16 protein-coding genes are annotated in these 17,806 nt (G+C 65.7%); 9 read left to right on the top strand and 7 right to left on the bottom strand.

The window, feature by feature from the left end; translation table 11 throughout:
• The first annotated feature begins 34 nt into the window (after positions 1-34).
• The 3 genes from GEV01_RS16330 (at position 35) to GEV01_RS16340 (ending at position 5,936) form a co-directional block, all read left to right on the top strand.
• Positions 35-1,789 (top strand): ABC transporter transmembrane domain-containing protein, encoded by a 1,755-nt coding sequence (locus tag GEV01_RS16330; protein ID WP_152806318.1) that lies wholly within the window; start codon positions 35-37, stop codon positions 1,787-1,789.
• A complete protein-coding gene (locus GEV01_RS16335; protein WP_152806320.1) occupies positions 1,779-3,590 on the top strand; it encodes an ABC transporter ATP-binding protein in 1,812 nt (603 codons plus the stop codon). The genes GEV01_RS16330 and GEV01_RS16335 overlap by 11 nt, the downstream gene beginning before the upstream one ends.
• Before the next feature lie 195 nt (positions 3,591-3,785).
• The gene (locus tag GEV01_RS16340; RefSeq protein ID WP_152806322.1) at positions 3,786-5,936 is read left to right on the top strand and encodes a tetratricopeptide repeat-containing diguanylate cyclase; all 2,151 of its coding nucleotides are present in this window, start codon (positions 3,786-3,788) and stop codon (positions 5,934-5,936) included.
• A 7-nt stretch (positions 5,937-5,943) separates the two neighbouring features.
• Here GEV01_RS16340 and GEV01_RS16345 read toward each other — a convergent pair whose 3' ends face one another.
• The 3 genes from GEV01_RS16345 to GEV01_RS16355 all read right to left on the bottom strand — a co-directional run bounded on the left by GEV01_RS16345 (position 5,944) and on the right by GEV01_RS16355 (position 7,333).
• A complete protein-coding gene (locus GEV01_RS16345) occupies positions 5,944-6,297 on the bottom strand; it encodes a hypothetical protein (protein WP_008451666.1) in 354 nt (117 codons plus the stop codon).
• Positions 6,298-6,372: 75 nt separating this feature from the next.
• A complete protein-coding gene (locus tag GEV01_RS16350; protein ID WP_152806324.1) occupies positions 6,373-6,843 on the bottom strand; it encodes a cache domain-containing protein in 471 nt (156 codons plus the stop codon).
• A gap of 43 nt (positions 6,844-6,886) precedes the next feature.
• Complete coding sequence (locus GEV01_RS16355) at positions 6,887-7,333, bottom strand: hypothetical protein (RefSeq protein ID WP_152806326.1); 447 nt, start codon at positions 7,331-7,333, stop codon at positions 6,887-6,889.
• Between the two features lie 163 nt (positions 7,334-7,496).
• Here GEV01_RS16355 and GEV01_RS16360 point away from each other — a divergent pair, with 163 nt between their 5' ends.
• Positions 7,497-8,582 (top strand): M29 family metallopeptidase, encoded by a 1,086-nt coding sequence (locus tag GEV01_RS16360; RefSeq protein WP_152806328.1) that lies wholly within the window; start codon positions 7,497-7,499, stop codon positions 8,580-8,582.
• A 32-nt stretch (positions 8,583-8,614) separates the two neighbouring features.
• Here GEV01_RS16360 and GEV01_RS16365 read toward each other — a convergent pair whose 3' ends face one another.
• Positions 8,615-9,175, bottom strand: coding sequence for a sugar O-acetyltransferase (locus GEV01_RS16365; protein WP_152806330.1), 561 nt, complete (start codon positions 9,173-9,175; stop codon positions 8,615-8,617).
• Between the two features lie 59 nt (positions 9,176-9,234).
• A complete protein-coding gene (locus tag GEV01_RS16370; protein ID WP_235914392.1) occupies positions 9,235-10,182 on the bottom strand; it encodes a LysR family transcriptional regulator in 948 nt (315 codons plus the stop codon).
• Positions 10,183-10,291: 109 nt separating this feature from the next.
• On the opposite strand from GEV01_RS16370, the gene GEV01_RS16375 reads away from it, so the two are divergent.
• Both GEV01_RS16375 and GEV01_RS16380 read left to right on the top strand, forming a co-directional pair.
• Positions 10,292-11,131: a phytanoyl-CoA dioxygenase family protein gene (locus GEV01_RS16375; protein WP_070359894.1), complete on the top strand. Its 840-nt coding sequence runs from the start codon at positions 10,292-10,294 to the stop codon at positions 11,129-11,131.
• Positions 11,131-11,946 carry a TIM barrel protein gene (locus tag GEV01_RS16380; RefSeq protein WP_152806332.1) on the top strand — a complete coding sequence of 272 codons (816 nt, stop codon included), beginning with the start codon at positions 11,131-11,133 and terminating at the stop codon, positions 11,944-11,946. The genes GEV01_RS16375 and GEV01_RS16380 overlap by 1 nt, the downstream gene beginning before the upstream one ends.
• Here the strand turns inward: GEV01_RS16380 and GEV01_RS16385 are convergent.
• On the bottom strand, positions 11,937-13,889 hold the full coding sequence (locus tag GEV01_RS16385) for a CHASE domain-containing protein (RefSeq protein WP_152806334.1): 1,953 nt from the start codon (positions 13,887-13,889) through the stop codon (positions 11,937-11,939). The two genes, GEV01_RS16380 and GEV01_RS16385, sit on opposite strands and share 10 nt — an antisense overlap.
• A 13-nt stretch (positions 13,890-13,902) precedes the next feature.
• Positions 13,903-15,015 carry an HD-GYP domain-containing protein gene (locus GEV01_RS16390; protein WP_152806336.1) on the bottom strand — a complete coding sequence of 371 codons (1,113 nt, stop codon included), beginning with the start codon at positions 15,013-15,015 and terminating at the stop codon, positions 13,903-13,905.
• 116 nt (positions 15,016-15,131) lie between these two features.
• On the opposite strand from GEV01_RS16390, the gene GEV01_RS16395 reads away from it, so the two are divergent.
• From GEV01_RS16395 to GEV01_RS16405, 3 genes are read left to right on the top strand one after another with little or no spacing between them, the layout of a single operon-like run.
• The gene (locus GEV01_RS16395; RefSeq protein WP_152806338.1) at positions 15,132-15,593 is read left to right on the top strand and encodes a MarR family winged helix-turn-helix transcriptional regulator; all 462 of its coding nucleotides are present in this window, start codon (positions 15,132-15,134) and stop codon (positions 15,591-15,593) included.
• Between the two features lie 8 nt (positions 15,594-15,601).
• A complete protein-coding gene (locus GEV01_RS16400) occupies positions 15,602-16,348 on the top strand; it encodes a 2OG-Fe dioxygenase family protein (protein WP_152806340.1) in 747 nt (248 codons plus the stop codon).
• Positions 16,349-16,404: 56 nt separating this feature from the next.
• Positions 16,405-17,763, top strand: a complete 1,359-nt coding sequence (locus tag GEV01_RS16405; RefSeq protein WP_328595533.1) for a hybrid sensor histidine kinase/response regulator — start codon at positions 16,405-16,407, stop codon at positions 17,761-17,763.
• The last annotated feature ends 43 nt before the right edge of the window (positions 17,764-17,806 follow it).

Here is a 17,806-nt window from a genome sequence, read left to right on the forward strand (position 1 = left end):
TATCCTAGCGGGCTAAGCGCTATTCCGAGGCAACATGTCTAAACTTTCCGGATTGATCGGCGGCTTCGTGCGCCAGCACAGCCGTGCCTACGCCGTGTCCGGCGCCATGCTGGCCGGCGTGGCCATCCTCACCATCTGGGTGCCGCGCAAGGTCGGCGCCATGATCGACGGCCTGGCCGGCCACACCCTCGGCGGCGATGCCCTGCTCCGGGAAATCGGCGCGCTGCTGCTGATCGGCGCCGGCATCTATTTCCTGCGCGTCGGCTGGCGCCAGATCCTGTACGGCGCCGCCTACCGGCTCGGCGTCTCGCTGCGCACCCGCCTGTACACCCGCCTCACCCTGCAAGGCCCCGCGTTCTACCAGCGCCAGCGCACCGGCGACCTGATGGCGCTGGCCACCAACGATATCGACGCCATCGAAATGGCCGCCGGCGAAGCCATGCTGGCCGGCTTCGACGGCGCGCTGACCCTGGTGATGGTGCTGGGCGTGATGCTGCTCGGCGTAGACTGGCGCCTGGCCTGCATCGCGCTGCTGCCGTTCCCGCTGATGGCGTGGGCGTTCTGGTACATCTCCGGCCATATCCACACCGCCTCCACCGATTCGCTCAAGCGCTTCAGCGCCCTCAACGACCATGTGCAGGAAACCCTGTCCGGCGTACGCACGCTGCGCGCGCTGGGACTGGAACAACGCAGCGCCGCGCAGTTCGGCGAGCTGGCGCAGCAAGCCTCCAACGCCAGCCTGCGCGCCCAGGTGTGGGAAGCGGCCTACGAACCGGCCGTCGGCCTGACGCTGACCGCCGCCGGTGGCCTGACGCTGGGCCTGGGCGGCTACCTGGTCTGGCAGCAGCAGCTGACCATCGGCGCGCTGACCAGCTTCACGATGTATCTCGGCCAGCTGATCTGGCCGATGTTCGCGGCCGGCTGGGTGCTGTCGCTGATCGAGCGCGGCAAGGCGGCCTGGCAGCGCCTGCAACCGATGCTGGACGCGCCGCTGGCGATCGACGACCACGGCACGCTGGACAGCATCGCGCCGGGTGCGCTGACGCTGCACAACGTCAGCTACGCCTACGCCGGCCAGAGCGCGCCCGCGCTCAGCGGCATCACGCTGGAGCTCAAGCCGGGCCAGACCCTCGGCCTGGTCGGCCCCACCGGCTGCGGCAAGTCGACGCTGCTGCGCGTGCTGCTGCGCCAGCTGACGCCGCAATCGGGCGACGTGCGCTGGAGCGGCCACGCGCTGGCCGACTACCGCTTGCAGGCGCTGCGCGCCGCCATCAGCTGGGTGCCGCAGGAATCGTTCCTGTTCTCCGCCTCGATCGCCGACAACATCGCGCTGGCCCGTCCCGGCGCCACCCGCGCGCAGGTCGAACACGCGGCCACGCTGGCCGCCATCCACGACGACATCCTGCAATTCCAGCAGGGCTATGAAACCGAAGTCGGCGAGAAGGGCATCACGCTGTCCGGCGGCCAGCGCCAGCGCGTGGCCATCGCCCGCGCGCTGCTGGCCGATAACGACTTGCTGCTGCTGGACGACGCCCTGTCCGCCGTCGACACCGGCACCGAAACGCGCATCCTCCAGCACCTGGAAGAGCTGCGCCAGGCCCGCCACGGCCGCAGCGCCGTCATCGCCAGCCACCGCCTGAGCGCCGTGGTCGACGCCGACCTGATCGTGGTCCTGCGCGACGGCCGCATCAGCGAAACCGGCAGCCACGAACAACTGCTTGAGCAGGATGGCTGGTACGCCAGCCAGTGGCGCTATCAACAATTGGAAGCCAGTCTCGATGCCGACTAAGCCTGAACAGATTTCCGCGCGCCGCCAGACCTGGCAGGCGTTCTCCCTGCTGCGCCGCGCCGCCCTGCCCGACCAGCACCACCTGGGCTGGGCCGTCATGTGGCTGGTGCTGGCGGCGCTGCTGGAAGTGATGGGCCCCATCATGGGCAAGGCGCTGATCGACGAACACCTGCTGCCGCACCACCTCGACTGGCCGCGCATGGCCGGCCTGCTGGCCGGCGTGGTGCTGACCGGCTGGATCGCCAGCGGCCTGCGCTACCTGCAACTGGTGCGCCTGTCCGGCCTGGCGATGCGCTCGGTGATGCGGCTGCGCGAGATGGTCTACACCCACGTGCTGCTACTGCCGATGGCCTTCTTCGACCGCGCCATCACCGGCCAGCTGGTCTCGCGCGTGACCAACGACACCGAAGCCGTCAAGACCCTGTACATCCAGGTGCTGTTCGTGATGCTCGATTCCACCATCGTCCTGGTCGGCACCGTGGCCGCGATGGCCTGGCTGGACTGGCATCTGATGCTGATCGTGCTGGCGCTGCTGCCGGCGGTGCTGCTGATCGTCTGGCTGTACCAGCGCTGGAGCGCGCCGGCCGTCACCCGCGCCCGCGCGCTGCGCAGCGACATCAACGGCCAGATGGCCGAATCGATAGGCGGCATGAGCGTGCTCCAGGCGAACAACGCCGAGGCCCGCTTCGGCAAGCGCTTCGCCGCCACCAACCAGGACCACTACACGGCCCGCCTGTCCGAGCTGCGCGCCAACGCCTGGCTGCTGCGACCGGCGCTGGACATGTTCAACATCATCCTGCTGGCGGCCGTGATCTACCTGTTCGGCCAGCGCGAGATGACGGCCGCCGAAGTGGGCGTGCTGTACGCCTTCATCAGCTACCTGGCGCGCGTGATCGAGCCGCTGATCCAGATCACCATGCAGTTCAGCCAGTTGCAGCAATCGGTGGTGGCCACCGCGCGCGTGGCCACGCTGCTGGACGAGGCCACCGCCACCGAACACGCCGCGCCGGAACACGCCGCAGGCCTGGCCGCCGAGCGCGCCGCCGCCAACGACGGCAGCAACGGTGATGCGCCGGCGGTCGCCATCCGCCACCTCGACTTCGCCTACAACGAAGGCCAGCCGGTGCTGCACGACCTGTCGCTGGAGATCCCGCAGGGCGCCTTCATCGGCATCGTCGGCCACACCGGCAGCGGCAAGTCCACCTTGCTGTCGCTGCTGCTGCGCTTCTACCCGGCGCGCCACGGCAGCATCGCCATCCACGGCGTGCCGCTGGACGCCATCCCCAACGACCGCTTCCGCGCCGAAGTGGGCCTGGTGCCGCAAGACCCCTTCCTGCTGGCCGCCTCGGCCCGCGAGAACATCGACATGGGCCGCGGCCTGAGCCAGGCGCAGATCGAAGCGGCGGCCCGCGCCGCCCACGCGCACGACTTCATCGCCGCGCTGGACCAGGGCTACGACACCGCGCTGGGCGAAGGCGGTTCGCGCCTGTCGGTGGGGCAGAAGCAGCTGGTGGCCATCGCCCGCGCGCTGGCCGGCACGCCGCGCATCCTGCTGCTGGACGAGGCCACCTCGCACATCGATTCGCAGACCGAGCAGATCGTGCAGACCGCGCTCGACGAACTGCGCGGCAAGGTGACGGTGATCGCCATCGCCCACCGCCTGTCGACCATCCGCGACGCCGACCGCATCATCGTGCTCAATCACGGCCGCATCGCCGAGACCGGCGCGCACGAGCAACTGATGCAGATAGACGGCGGCCTGTACCAGCGCCTCTACCTGTTGCAGCAGCTGGCGGCCTAGCCGCATTCACGATCCGACAACATTGCTAAAAACATTGCTATCTGACTGGCAATATCAACCAGATTGTTGACATCCGCGCCACAGAATATGTGCGGTTTGACGTCAAAAATCACGTTTTCACGGGCTTTCTCGACTGCAACAAGAATATAATTGTCTAGACACTTTGCACGTGCAATTGACAACCGGGAGCGTCCGTTGGCAGGTTTCAGAAATGGCTGGTGGCTGGTCCGCGCAAAACCGCGCGCCGTCGCGGTCGCCGTGGCACTCGCGCTGTCGCCGCTGCTGGCCGGCGCGCAGGCCGATCCCTCTTCGCTGTACGCCCGCATCATCGAGGTGCGCGAGCAAAGCCGCTTCGTGCCGGACCAGGCGCTGACGGCATTGATCAAGCTGCAATCCGAAGCGGCCGGCGCACCGCCCGCCACCCAGGCCGAACTGCTCAACCAGCTGAGCGTGGCGAACATGCGCGCCGGGAAGAACGACGCCGCCATGGCCGCCGCCGACCGCCTGATCGCCTACGGCAAATCGCTGCACGACGACTCCATCGCCGCCAAGGGCCTGATGGCCAAGAGCTATGTGCTGTTCGACCGCGCCGACGTCGACGCCTCGCACCAGATGGCCTTCGACGCCGAGAAGCTGGCGGCCACCAGCACCAACCTGGCGCTGCGTTCGCAGATCGAAGTCACGGTCGGCCAGGCCTACGCTGAAATGGGCAACTTCCCCGCCGCGCTGGTCAAGCTGCAGAACGGCGTCGACACCGCCCGCCAGGTGACGGACGATCCGGTGATGCTGTTCGGCGCCCTCAACGCGCTGGTGAACCTGTACACGCAGCTGAAGGAATACGACAAGGCCTCGGCCGCGCTCGACGAGCTGCTGACCGAGACCGAGAAGCTGCACTCGCCGGGCCGCATGGCCATCGCCAAGAACACCGAGTACGGCCTGGCCATCGATTCCGGCCAGCCCAAGCGCGCCCTGCGCGCGCTGCTGCAAAGCCTGGACCTGGAGCGCAAGCTGGGCGCCGAGCGCATGATAGGCATGACGCTGGTGAACCTGTCCGACAGCTACCTGAAGGAGCACGACTATCCGCGCGCGGCCCAGTATGCGAACGAGTCGCTGCGCTCGACCCAGCTGACCAACGACAAATCGGTGGAGGCGACCGCGCGCGTCAACCTGGGCCAGGCCTACCTGGGCATGGGCCGCATCGCCGAGGGCAAGAAGCAGTACGAGGCCGGCATGGCGCGCTACGAGCAGGAGAACAACAAGCCCGATCTGCAAGCGGCCCTGCGCGAATATGGCGAAGCGCTGGAACGCGTGGGCGACCTGGCCGGCGCGGTGTCGGCCTACCACCGCGAGCGGGCGATCTCGAACGAACTGTTTGAAAAACGGCGCCAGCAATCCGTGCTGGAGCTGCAGGAAAAATACGAGGCCGAGAAGAAGCAGCGCCAGATCCAGCTGCTCAGCCGCGAGAACCAGGTCAAGGGCACGGAGATCGACAACCGCCGCCTGCAGCAGCGCGTGTGGTGGCTGCTGGCCCTGGTGTTCGCGCTGGCGTCGATGGTGGTCGGGCTGTTGTACCGCAAGGTGCGGCACGCCAACGCCCAGCTGGAGGTGAAGAACCTGGAGCTGAAGGCGCAGTCCACGCTCGATCCATTGACCTCGCTGTACAACCGCCGCCACTTCCAGGACTTCATGCGCGGCATGATGCCGCCCGATCCGACGCTGCCGGAAAAGCGCACGGTGCACGGCGACGATATCGTCGGCGCCTTGTTCCTGCTGGATGTCGACCACTTCAAGCACATCAACGACCGCTACGGCCACGCCGCCGGCGACGCCGTGCTGAAGATGATCGCCGAAAACCTGCGCGTCGCGCTGCGCGAGACCGACATGATCGTGCGCTGGGGCGGCGAGGAGTTCCTGGCCTTCCTGCCGGCGATCCCGCGCCACGGCGTCGACGAGATCGCGCGCCGCATCCTGGTCGGCATCTCGTCGCAGGCCATCCGCTACCAGGAGCATGAGATTTCGGTGAATGTGTCGGTGGGCTTCGCGCCCTTCCCGCTGGTGCCGGCCGACGTGCCGCTGCCGTGGGAGCGTGCGGTCAACCTGGTGGACATGGCGCTGTACCTGGCCAAGGCGCACGGCCGCAACCGCGCCTACGGCGTGCGCGGCTTCGAGAACTTCGAGCAGACCTCGATGGAGGCCATCGAGCAGGATCTGGAGAGCGCTTGGCGCGCCGGCTATGTGGATTTGAGCGTGGTGCTGGGCGGCGATCCGGAGACGCCGCCGCCATCGCCGTCAGAGCACAGCAATGTGGTGCCGCTCAAGCACGCGGCCCACAAGGCTGGTCATTGAAAGGTGTTTATTTGGCTGGGCTGGACGCTTCGCGTTCGCGGGCTTTTTCCTGCAGCTTGGTGCCGGCCTGCTCCAGTTTCTTGCCGGCTTCCTCGGTCGCCTGATTGAGCTTGTCGCCCGCCGCGTCGGTGGCCTTGTTGATTTGCTGGCTGGTTTCCTTGGCGGCGTCGGTGATCTGCTGGTTGGCCTGTTTCGCGGCCTCGGTCAGCTCGCGGCCGGCCTTGTCGGTGGCCTGGTCGAGCTTGCGGCCCGCCGTCTCCGCCGGACCGGCGACGCTGTCATCCTTCTTCTGGCAGCCGCCCAGCAGCGCCAGCACCATCAAAGCCGCAGCCGCGCCGCGCACCGTAGTCATCGCCGTCATCATCGTCTCCTTGGGGAATGAAACATTTCCGACAGCATACAACGACCAGCATCGGCGCAGCGCACGGCTGAAGGCTTATTTGTAGATGCCCACGCCGATCACGTAATCGCCGGATTTTTCGACGTAGGTGTTTTTCTCTTCGAGGTTTTTGCTGATCGAGTTAGGCCACATGTATTTGACCCAGCCCTTGCCGGCCGGGCTGGCGCCGATCTTGAGGAATTCCTTGATCGGATAGACGCCGCCGGCGCTCAGCTCCATCAGGTTCTTGTTGACCATCTTGGCGTTCTGGCCGTGCGCCAGCGCCACGCCGGCCTTGTCGAACATGAACACGTACAGGTCGCCCTGGATGAAGTCGCCCTTGGGATCGTTGAAGGCGGCCACCGCCTTGTCCTTGCCGTTCTTCTGCAGATACTCGCCGGCGCGCTTGACCATCGCCACCGCCTCGTCGGCGGTGCCGCGCTTGAGGGGCGCGTCCTGCGCCGTGGCGGCGCCGGTCAGGCTCAGGGTCAGTGCGGCGGCTAAAAGAAACTGGAACAGATTTTTCATCGTGATGCGTCTCCGTTGTTATAGTCGCCGATACTGCGGCGTATCAGGTGATCTTCTTGGGCGGCGGCGGCGGCGTGAAGACGATGGTTTCCGATTCCGGCGCTGTATCCATCGCGTCGGAAGCCTCCAGCCATTTCATCAGTTTTTCCATGCGGCGTATCAGGATGCCCTTGCTGCTGATGTAGCCCACCTGCTCGAAATTCTCAGGCTTGCTGACCATCTTGGACACTGTCGGCAGGTTCTCCGCCAGGCGCTCGAAGGCCTTGCGCGCCTTCTGCTCCCACTTGGTCAGATTGGCTTCGTTGAAACGGTTGCTTTCGTAGTAGATGGTCAGGGTGCGGTCGTGATTGCCGAAACCGACAATGGCCGCCCCCTTGCGCACCGTTTCCAGCACGTCGTCCTTGATGTTCGCGGTTGGCACGAACAACGCTGCGCGGCCGGTGGTGTCCGGGCGCTCCAGCGGCAAATCCTGTCCCATTATTACGCTCATCACGCTTCCTGTTGTTATCGCCGGAGTTGCTGCTAGGCTATATTTGTGATTCTATATCGCGTACCAGTCCAATACAAGGAGAAACCGCGCCACCGTGGCGCGGCCGGTAATGGGGGTGGTTCTGCCCTTATAATGCGGGCTGATCCATTTACACCGCTGCGCCATGACGTCGTCCACCCTCCCCGCCCCGGCAACCGCCGCCTCCCGCTTCGGCGCCATCCCCGAACACGCGGTCGACACGGCGGAACGCAACGTGCGCGACACGCTGGCCGTGGCCATCGAACACGCCGCGCCGCAGGGCGCGCTGATCGTCTACGACACCCGCAGCGACCTCAACCGCGCATTGACCGAGGCCTACCGCCGCGTGGTGCCGGACGCCGAATTCGTCGATTTCGACAGCACCACGCCGGAACAGGTGCTGGCCGCCTTCGCGCGCATGAACGCCGGCGACCTGGTGGTGCTGATCCAGTCGACCAGCTTCCGCCTCGAAGCCTTCCGCATCCGCATCGAACTGTTCAAGCGCGGCCTGAAGGTGATCGAGCATGTGCACCTGTCGCGCATGCCGGGCGAGCAGGGCTTGCACTACATCGCCTCGCTGGCCTACGACCCGGCCTACTACCGCGGCGTCGGCCACGCGCTGAAGGCGCGCATCGACAGCGCGCAGCACGGCGTGGTCGACAGCGGCAACGGCGAACGGCTGGTGTTCGGCTCGGCGTTCGAATCGGCCAAGCTCAATATCGGCGACTACAGCGGCATGAACAACATCGGCGGCCAGTTCCCGCTGGGCGAAGTGTTCACCGAAGCGCGCGACCTGGAAGCGGTCAATGGCCGGGTGCGGATCTTCGTCTTCGGCGACACCGCCTTCATGGTCAACAAGCCTGCCACGCCGGTCACGCTGATCGTTGAAAAAGGCCGCGTGGTGGGCGCAGAAAACGCCACGCCGGAATTCGACAACATGCTGTCCATCATCCGCGCGCACGAGGGTGAAGTGTGGCTGCGCGAACTGGGCTTCGGCATGAACCGCGCGTTTTCACGCGACTGCATGGTCAACGACATCGGCACCTTCGAACGCATGTGCGGCATCCATCTGTCGCTGGGCGCCAAGCACGGCGTGTACGCCAAGCCGCAGTTCAAGCGCAAGGAAGCGCGCTACCACGTCGACGTGTTCGCCGTCACCGAAGCGGTCTACCTCGACGACGAACTGGTCTACCGCGACGGCGCCTGGCAGGTCAACGCGGCCGGCAACTGACATCTTGCCGATCGCAGCCCCTTGTGCAGGGGCTATTCATCATCGATCGAACGAATTACCCTGGCCGGATTGCCGCCGACCAGAGTGTTCGGCGGAACGTCCCTGGTGACGACCGATCCCGCCGCGACAACCGCGTTCTCGCCCACGGTTACGCCACCGATGATCGTCGCGCCGGCCGCGATCCATACCCCTCTTTCAATGACGATAGGCTTGCCGATGGTTTGAACGCGTCGCTGCGAGGGGGCAAGCGGGTGGCCGCTGGTGATGATACTCACGTTCGGCCCGATCATCACGTCGTCTCCGATGTCGAGGCCGCCCAGGTCGTAAAAAGTGCAGTTCTGATTGATGAAGACATTGCGCCCGACGCGGATTTCATCTCCACCCGTAGTATAAAACGGAGGGATGAGCAAAAAACTCTCGTCTACCTGTTTGCCTGTCAGTTCGCTGAACAAGGCCCGAACTTGGTCTGCATCGTTGAACGTCAAGCGGTTGAGCGTGGCGGTGATCGCCATCGCCCGCTTGATGTTTGCCACCATGGCCGCGGACTCCGGCGTCCTGCCGTGAATTATCCTGGTGCGATCGTCATTCGGCATTCGTTATCTTCCTCAATCTACGGTTGAACGGTTTCGGCGCAGCGGCATTTGAACATCATTTATACCAGTTCCAACAGCCCGGCAGCGGCCAGTTCGCGGTCCCACGGCGGCACCGGCTGGTATTCGGCCACCAGGAAATCGATCAGCGCCCGCACCTTGGCCGACGGCTGCCGGCTGGCCGGATACAGCGCGCTCAGATGGTTGAGCGGCAGTTCCCAATCGGCCAGCACCGGCACCAGCGTGCCCTCCAGCAGCGCGCGCCAGGCCAGGAAGGTGGTGTTGTAGACGATGCCCAATCCGCGCTGCGCCGCCTGCTGCAGCACCACGCCGTTGTTGGCCGTGAACGCCGCCTGCACCCGTACCGTTTGCCGCTCCTCGCCGCGTGTGAAATGCCACTGCGTGCCATCGGTCAGATGGCTGAAATGCAGGCAGCGGTGCTCGCGCAAATCCTGCGGCGTCTGCGGCACGCCGTAGCGCGCCAGATAAGCCGGCGACGCGCACAGCACGCCGCGGCACGGCGCCAGCGGCCGCATCGCCAGCGCATGCACGTCCGGTATGCCGCCCACCCGTATCGTCAAATCGAATCCATGCTCGATCGGATCGAGCAGCGCATCGTCCACGTACAGCATGGGCGCCAGCTGCGGGTGCGGCAGGCTGAATCGGGCCACCGCGTCGGCCAGCCACTCGCTGCCGAAACTCGACGGCGCCTGTATCCGCAAAGGCCCCGCCAATTCGGCCCCGGCCTGGGTGGCCTGGCTCAGCGCCCGCGCCGCCTCCTGCGACTGCGCCACCGTCGCCATGCACGGCGCCAGATAGGCCTGGCCGGCGTCGGTCAAACTCACTTCGCGGGTCGAACGGTGCAGCAGGCGCGCTTGCAGCTTTTCCTCCAGTTGCAGGATATGCTTGCTGACCATGGCGCGCGTCAGCCCCAGGCGGCGGCCCGCCTCGCTGAAGCTGCGCAGCTTCGCCACCTCGACAAAAATCTCCATCGCCCGTAATTGATCCATGCGCCATTGTCTTCATTTTGGCGACAATGTGTCAACCTTTTGCAGATTGTCTGGCTACGGTGTGCGCCCTACAATGCGCTATCCCCTTCCTGCCCCATCGGAGCCCGCCATGCTGACAGACGCACAAAAACAACAATATCAACGCGACGGCTACATCGTCCTGCCCAACTTCAAGACGCCGCAGGAGATCGCCACGCTGCGCGCACGGGCGGCGGAGATTGTCAACGAATTCGATCCCAACGCCAAAACCGGCATCTTCAGCACCATCGAGCAGGAAAAGACCACCGACGATTACTTCCTCGGCTCCGACAACACCGTGCGCTGCTTCTTCGAGGAAGAGGCCTTCGGCCCGGACGGCCAGCTGAAACAGGACAAGTCCCTGTCGATCAACAAGATCGGCCACGCCATGCACGATCTCGATCCGGTGTTCCGCGCCTTCTCCACCGACGTGCGGCTGGCCGCCGTGGCGCGCGACCTGGGCCTGGCCGACGCCCAGGTCTGGCAGTCGATGTACATCTTCAAACAGCCCGGCATCGGCGGCGAAGTGCGCTGGCACCAGGACGCCACCTACTTCGACACCAACCCGGTCAGCGTCACCACCTTCTGGTTCGCGCTGGAAGACGCCACGCTGCAGAACGGCTGCATGTGGGCCGAACCGGGCGGCCATCGCGGCCCGATGCGCGAGCGCTTCCTGCGCAACGGCGACGACGTGCGCATGGAAAAACTCAGCGACCTGCCATGGCCGGACGACAGCACCGCCGTGCCGCTCGAATGCAAGGCCGGCAGCCTGGTATGCTTCCACGGCCTGCTGCCGCACTACAGCGCGCCGAACCGCTCGGCCGTCTCGCGCCACGCCTACACGCTGCACGTGACCGACGGCGCCACCGAGTACTCGCCGCAGAACTGGATACAGCGCGACGCCGCCTTCCCTGTGCGAGGCTTCCTGTAATGCAGATCCAGATTTTCGCCGCCCACTGGGGCAACAACGAACTGGCGCCGCAGGTCTTCATCGACCGCGTCAAGCAGGCCGGCTTCGACGGCATCGAAATGTCGCTGCCGCTGGACGCCGCCGCCCGCGAGGACTGGACCGGCCGCATCGCCGCCGCTGGCCTGGGACTGATCGCCGCGCAGTGGGAAACCGTGTTCCATCCGACCTTCGAACCGCACCGCGCGGCGCTGGCCGAACTGCTGCACAACGCCTGCGCCGCCAGGCCGCTGCACGTGAACTCGCACACCGGCAAGGACTACTTCACGTCGGCGCAGAACCGCGAGCTGCTTGAACTGGCGGCCGATATCTCGCGCCAGCACGGCGTGCCCATCGTGCACGAAATCCACCGCAGCCGTTTCAGCGGCCACCCGATGCTGCTGCTGCCCTACCTGGAGCAGATGCCCGGGCTGGAACTGACGGCCGACCTGTCGCACTGGTGCTGCGCCTGCGAATCGCTGCTGGAAGACCAGCCGCACACGCTGGCCGCCACGCTGCCGCATGTGCGCCACATCCACGCCCGCATCGGCCACCAGCAAGGTCCGCAAGTGGCCGACTTCCGCGCGCCGGAATCGCAGGCCGCGCTGGCGGCGCACCTGGGTTGGTGGGACGAAGTGATACGGCTGCGCCGCGCCGCCGGTGCGCAGCGCATGACGCTGACGCCGGAATTCGGCCCGGTGCCGTACACGCAAACGCTGCCCTACACGCAGAAGGAAGTGTCGAACGCCTGGGAACTGAACCTGGCGATGCTGGAACTGCTGCGCCAACGCTACGGCTGAAGCGCAGGCCGGTGCACCGGCTCCGGCGCCGCACCTTCCGGTGCCCGCGTCGGCAGCACCAGCGTGACGGTGGTGCCGGCGCCAGGCTCGGACTCGACCCGTATGGTCCCGCGCAGCACGCCGGTGACAATGTTATAAACGATATTCATCCCCAGCCCCGAGCCGCCCTGCCCCAGCTTGGTGGTGAAGAAGGGATCGAAGATCTTGTGCAGCGTGCCGGCCGTCATGCCGGCGCCGTTGTCGGAAAACCGCAGCTTCACCAGGTCCGCGCCTTCGCGCCGCGCCTCGATGACGATGGCGCCACCGTCGCGGCCATCGAAGCCGTGCAGCAGCGCGTTGCCGATCAAATTGCTCAGCACCTGGCTCAAGCTGCCCGGATAGGAATCGAACTCCAGCCCCGCCGGCACATCGACCTTCACCTCGCAGCCGGCCCGCCGCAGCTGGGCCGCGTAGGTCGCCAGCGTGTCGTGCACCACCTCGTCGAGCTGGAAGCGGCGCCGCTGGCCGCTGGCCTGGTCCACCGCCACCTGCTTGAATGAGGTGATCAAGTCGGCGGCCCGCGTCAGGGAGCTGTTCATGATGTCGCAGGCCTTGCGCGCGTCGGCCAGGTGCGTCTCCAGCACCGAGCGTTTCAGGCCGCCGTCGGCGGCCAGGCGCCGTTCGAAATCGCGCACCATGTCGCTCAGGGCGCTGGCGGTCAGCAGGCTGTTGCCGATCGGCGTATTCAGCTCATGCGCCACGCCGGCCACCAGAGCGCCCAGCGACGCCATCTTCTCCGACGTCTGCAGATTGGTCTGGGCCTGCTTCAGCGTTTCCGCCACCACCGACAGATCGCTGCGCGCCTGCTCCACATTGCTCTTCTGCCGTTCCAGCTCGGCCAGGCTGTATTCCAGGCCGTGCTTGGCGTCGATCACGCGCCGGGTGGACACCAGCAGCGCCGCGATCAGCGCGCTGATGATGAAGCCTGCCACGCCGATCACCAGCACCGGCAGCTGCGAACGGCTGTAGCGCGTGCCGCCATAGCCCTCGAAGCGCATCAGCCAGCGGCGCTGGCCCACCATCAAATCCTTTTGCTGCGCCATCCCATCCAGCGGCGCGCTGCGCGCCTGATGGGTGCTCACCTTGCCGGCGCTGTCGTAGAGCAGCGTGTCGACGCTGGACGGCTGCACGTCCCTGGCGCCGGGATAGCCGCCGTCGTCGATGCGCACATGTATGTGCTCCAGCAGCGAGGCGTCGATCACCTCGCGCATCAGCGTGTTGACGCGGAAGACGATGGCGACAAAGCCGACCAGCGCCGCCCGCCGCTGCTCGACCGTCTGCAACGGCGGACCGCTGCGGTAGACCGGCGCCCGCGCCACGAAGCCCGGCTCGCCGCTGGAATCCTGCACCAGCGTGATGCGCTCGGTGGCGACGATCTCGCCGCTGTCGCGGCCCAGCTCCAGCGCCCGCAGATGCGGCGGCAGCGCGGCCAGGTCCAGGCCGAAGGCGTTCTCGTTGCCCTTCAGCGGTTCGGTGTATTCGATGATGTAGTGCAGGTCGCGGCGGCTGGCCGGATGCACGAGGAAGTCCGGATAGCCGCGCGCATCGATGGCGGTGTCGCCCTTGACGGCGGCGGTGAACGCCGCCAGCTCCGTCTCCGGCACCATGCGCACGAACTGGATCGCCTGGAAGCCGGGATAGCGGCGGTCCAGCTTAAGCTCCGTCACGAAGCGGTGGAAGCGCTGGCGGTCGATGCGGTCTTCCAGCGCGTACATGCCTTTTATCCCGAGCAGCATGTCGAAATAGGTTTGCAGCCGCACCTCGGTGTCGCGCGCCACCTTCTCCACGTCGCGCTGGAAGTTGTCCTGCGCCTGCTGGCGCTGCGTCGTGACCACCGCATAGCAGGTCGCGGCCGTGAGACAGATGCCTATGATGAAAGCCAGATAACCGCGCGATCGCATCATAGGTCGGCGCCTCCTACTCCACGATATCCGGCGTGGTGGCGGGCGCCGGCAAGTCGCTATAGCGTTCGGCGATGGCCATGAACTCCTCCTCGACGGTGAGCATGGCGTCGACCACGTCGGGATCGAAATGCTCGCCGCTGCCCTGGCGTATCATCTCCATCGCCGTTTCGTGGGTGAAGGCGGGCTTGTAGACGCGCTTGGAAATGAGCGCATCGTAGACGTCGGCCACCGCCATCAGCCGCGCCGACATCGGGATCGCATCGCCCACCAGCCCTTGCGGATAGCCGGAGCCGTCGTACTTCTCCTGGTGCGAGTAGGTGATCTCGCGCGCGTAGCGCAGGAAGGTGTTGGTGTAGCCCAGGTGCTGCTCGACGTTGGCGATGGCGTCGCGCCCGTACACGGTGTGCATCTTCATGATGGCGAATTCTTCGTCGGTCAGGCGGTCAGGCTTGAGCAGGATGGCGTCCGGGATCGAGACCTTGCCGATGTCGTGCAGCGGCGCGGCCTTGAACAGCGACTTGATGTTCGCGTCGCTCAGCTCTTCCTTGAAGCGGCTATGCGTCTGCAACTGGCGGCCCAGCGCGGCGATGTAGTGCTGCACGCGGCGCAGGTGGTTGGCGGTTTCGTATTCGCGGGTCTCGGCCAGCGAGGCCAGCGCCCAGATCATGGCGTCGAGCATCTGGCTCAACTCCGCCGTCACTTCCTCGACCACGTGTTCCAGCAGATTGCGCTGCTGCTTGAGCAGTTCGCGCGAATGGCGCAGCTGCAGCTGGGTGTCGACCCGCGCGCGCAGCACCTCGCCGGCGATCGGCTTGAGCACGACGTCGGCGCCGCCCTCCAGGAAGGCGCGCGCCTCGTCGGCCTGCTGTTGCAGGAAAATGACAGGGATGTCGGCCGTATCCGGGCTGGATTTGAGCTGCTGGCATACGGCATAGCCGTCCACTTCCGGCAGCGCCGTGTCCAGCACCACCAGATGCGGGCGCGGCACCTGCTGCATGATGGCCAGCGCGGCGCGGCCGTTGTTGGCCAGCTTGACCTCGTACTGGTCCTGCAGCAGCCCATTCATCAAGATCAGGTTGTCCGGCGCCTCATCGACGATGAGCACGATGGCCTTTTTGATGTTCATCTGCCGCTACTCCCCGATATTGGTCTCTACCAGCATCATAACCGAGGGAATTTTCCCGCAAAACATTTTTTCTCCGCTAGCTTGCAATTGTATAGTGCACTACCTATACTATGGACATGGATACCAAAACTACCCCCGCTCCCTCCGCCGCCGTGCCGCAACTGGACGGCCAGCTGTGCTTTGCCCTGTATTCGACGTCGCTGGCGATGAGCAAGCTGTATCGCAAACTGCTGCGCGGCCTCGGCCTGACCTATTCCCAGTACCTGGTGATGATGGTGCTGTGGGAGAAAAACGAGCTGACCGTGTCGGAAGTCGGCGAACGCCTGTTCCTCGACTCGGCCACGCTGACGCCCCTGCTCAAGCGCATGGAACAGGCCGAGCTGTTGACCCGCACCCGCGCCGCCAGCGACGAGCGCCAGGTCATCATCTCGCTGACGCCGCACGGCGACGCGCTGCGCCACGAAGCGGCCAAGCTGCCGCCGTCCATCCTGCAAGCGACCAAGTGCACGCTGGATGAAGTGGTGGGCATGAAGCAGCAGCTCGACGCGCTGCGCGCCAGCCTGATGTCCGCCAACTGAGAGCGCCGATGACGACTTCCAATCCGATCTTCACCCATCCCCGCCATGTGGCCGAAGCGCTGCGCAAGGACGGTTACGCGGTCATGCCGCCGCAGGACGTGGCGGCGCTGGCCGGCGTGACGCTGGCGGAGCTGGACGCGCTGGTCCCCAGCTGGAACGCGCTGGAACTGGACAACTACCTGAAGGACGGCGGCCGCTATCGGCGCCGCCGCCATTCCTGCTTCGTGCAGAACGGCGCCGAGCTGACGCAGACCGCGCACCGCGCCCACTGGCAGCCGCTCGAATACAACGCCCTGCACGGCGGCATGAACCGCCTGTTCGAACCGATGCTGCCGTCCACCGTGGCGCAGCCGGCATGGCAGGCGCTGGTGCGCGGCATCGGCCAGCTGTGCAGCGCAGCGCGCCGCAGCACCGCCCCGTGGTACGTTGAAGCGCACCAGTTCCGCATCGACACCACCGACGGCATCGGCCGGCCGACGCCGGAAGGCGCGCACCGCGACGGCGTCGATTTCGTCGCCGTGCTGCTGATCGGCCGCGAGCAGATCAAGGGCGGCGAGACTCGCATCTTCGAAGCCGATGGCCCGAACGGCAAGCGCTTCACGATGACCGAACCGTGGACCATGCTGCTGCTCGACGATGCGACGGTGATCCATGAATCGACGCCGATCCAGCCGCTGGGAGAGCACGGCCACCGCGACACGCTGGTGCTGACCTGGCGCGCGGGTGGGTTCCAGGGACAGGAAAGTCCCCCCTGAAAGACTAAATCCGATATAGTCACAACAGAAAATATCAGCATTCAGGAGGGTGGTCCGTGGACACCAGCTACGAAATTCAGCCCGACGAGATCGAAATCCTCATCGTCGAGGACAGCCCGACCCAGGCCGAGCGCCTGCGCCGCCTGATCCAGTCGATGCGCTACGGCGCCCGTGTCGCCGCCAACGGCCAACTGGCGCTGGACGCTATCCGCGAACGCAAGCCTCACCTGGTGCTGTCCGATATCGTGATGCCGGAGATGGACGGCTACGCGCTATGCCGCGCCATCAAGGCCGACCCGGAACTGCGCGAAATCCCGGTGATCCTGGTGACGTCGCTGACGGACCCCAAGGACATCATCCGCGGCATCGAATGCGGCGCCGACAACTTCATCCGCAAGCCCTACGCCGAAGACTATCTGCTGAACCGCATCGGCCACATGCTGATGAACCAGAAGCTGCGCAAGAACCAGAACATGGAGATCGGCATCGCCCTCTACCTGGGCGATCAGAAGCACTTCATCAACGCCGAGCGCCAGCAGATCCTCGACCTGCTGATCTCCACCTACGAACAGGCGGTGCAGGTCAACAGCGAGCTGCAGGCGCGCGAGCGCCAGGTGATCGAACTGAATATGCGGCTGGCGCACCACGCCGGCGAGCTGGAAACCATCAACCGCGAAATCGCGCTGAAGAACCTGGAGCTGGCCGAAGCGAGCCGCATGAAGTCGGCCTTCATCGCCAACATGTCGCACGAGCTGCGCACGCCGCTCAACGCCATCATCGGCTTCACCGGCGCGCTGCTGATGAAGCTACCCGGCCCGTTGACGGCCGAGCAGGACAAGCAGCTCAACACCATCCGCACCAGCGCGCGCCACCTGCTCTCGCTGATCAACGACATCCTGGACGTGGCCAAGATCGAAGCCGGCAAGGTGACGCTGGAGCTGGAGACGGTGCAGTGCCAGCACCTGGTCAACGACGTGGTCGACACGCTGCGCCCACTGGCGCTGCAAAAGGGACTGGGGCTGGAAGTGGAACTGGCCGACGACGCCATCGTGCTGGAGACCGACCGCCGCGCGCTGACGCAGATCCTGCTCAACCTGGCCAACAACGCGATCAAGTTCACCGAGACCGGCACGGTCAAGGTCTCGCTGACGCAGCGGCCCGGCGACGGCCATAACACCATCGAGTTCTCGGTGGCCGACAGCGGCGCCGGCATCCGCGAGGAAGACCAGGCCAAGTTGTTCCAGGCCTTCTCGCAGCTGGACTCCACCTCGACGCGGCACGCGGAAGGCGCGGGCCTGGGCCTGTACCTGTGCCAGAACCTGGCCAACCTGATCGGCGGTTCGCTGTTCTTCCACAGCGATTTCGGCCACGGCAGCACGTTCACGCTGGCGCTGCCGCAGCGCAGTGCAGCATAGAAGTTTGACTTTTTTATACTGTAGAAGCTTAGACACCGTAGTT

This window comes from Rugamonas rivuli, assembly GCF_009380165.1.
GTDB lineage: Bacteria > Pseudomonadota > Gammaproteobacteria > Burkholderiales > Burkholderiaceae_D > Rugamonas > Rugamonas rivuli.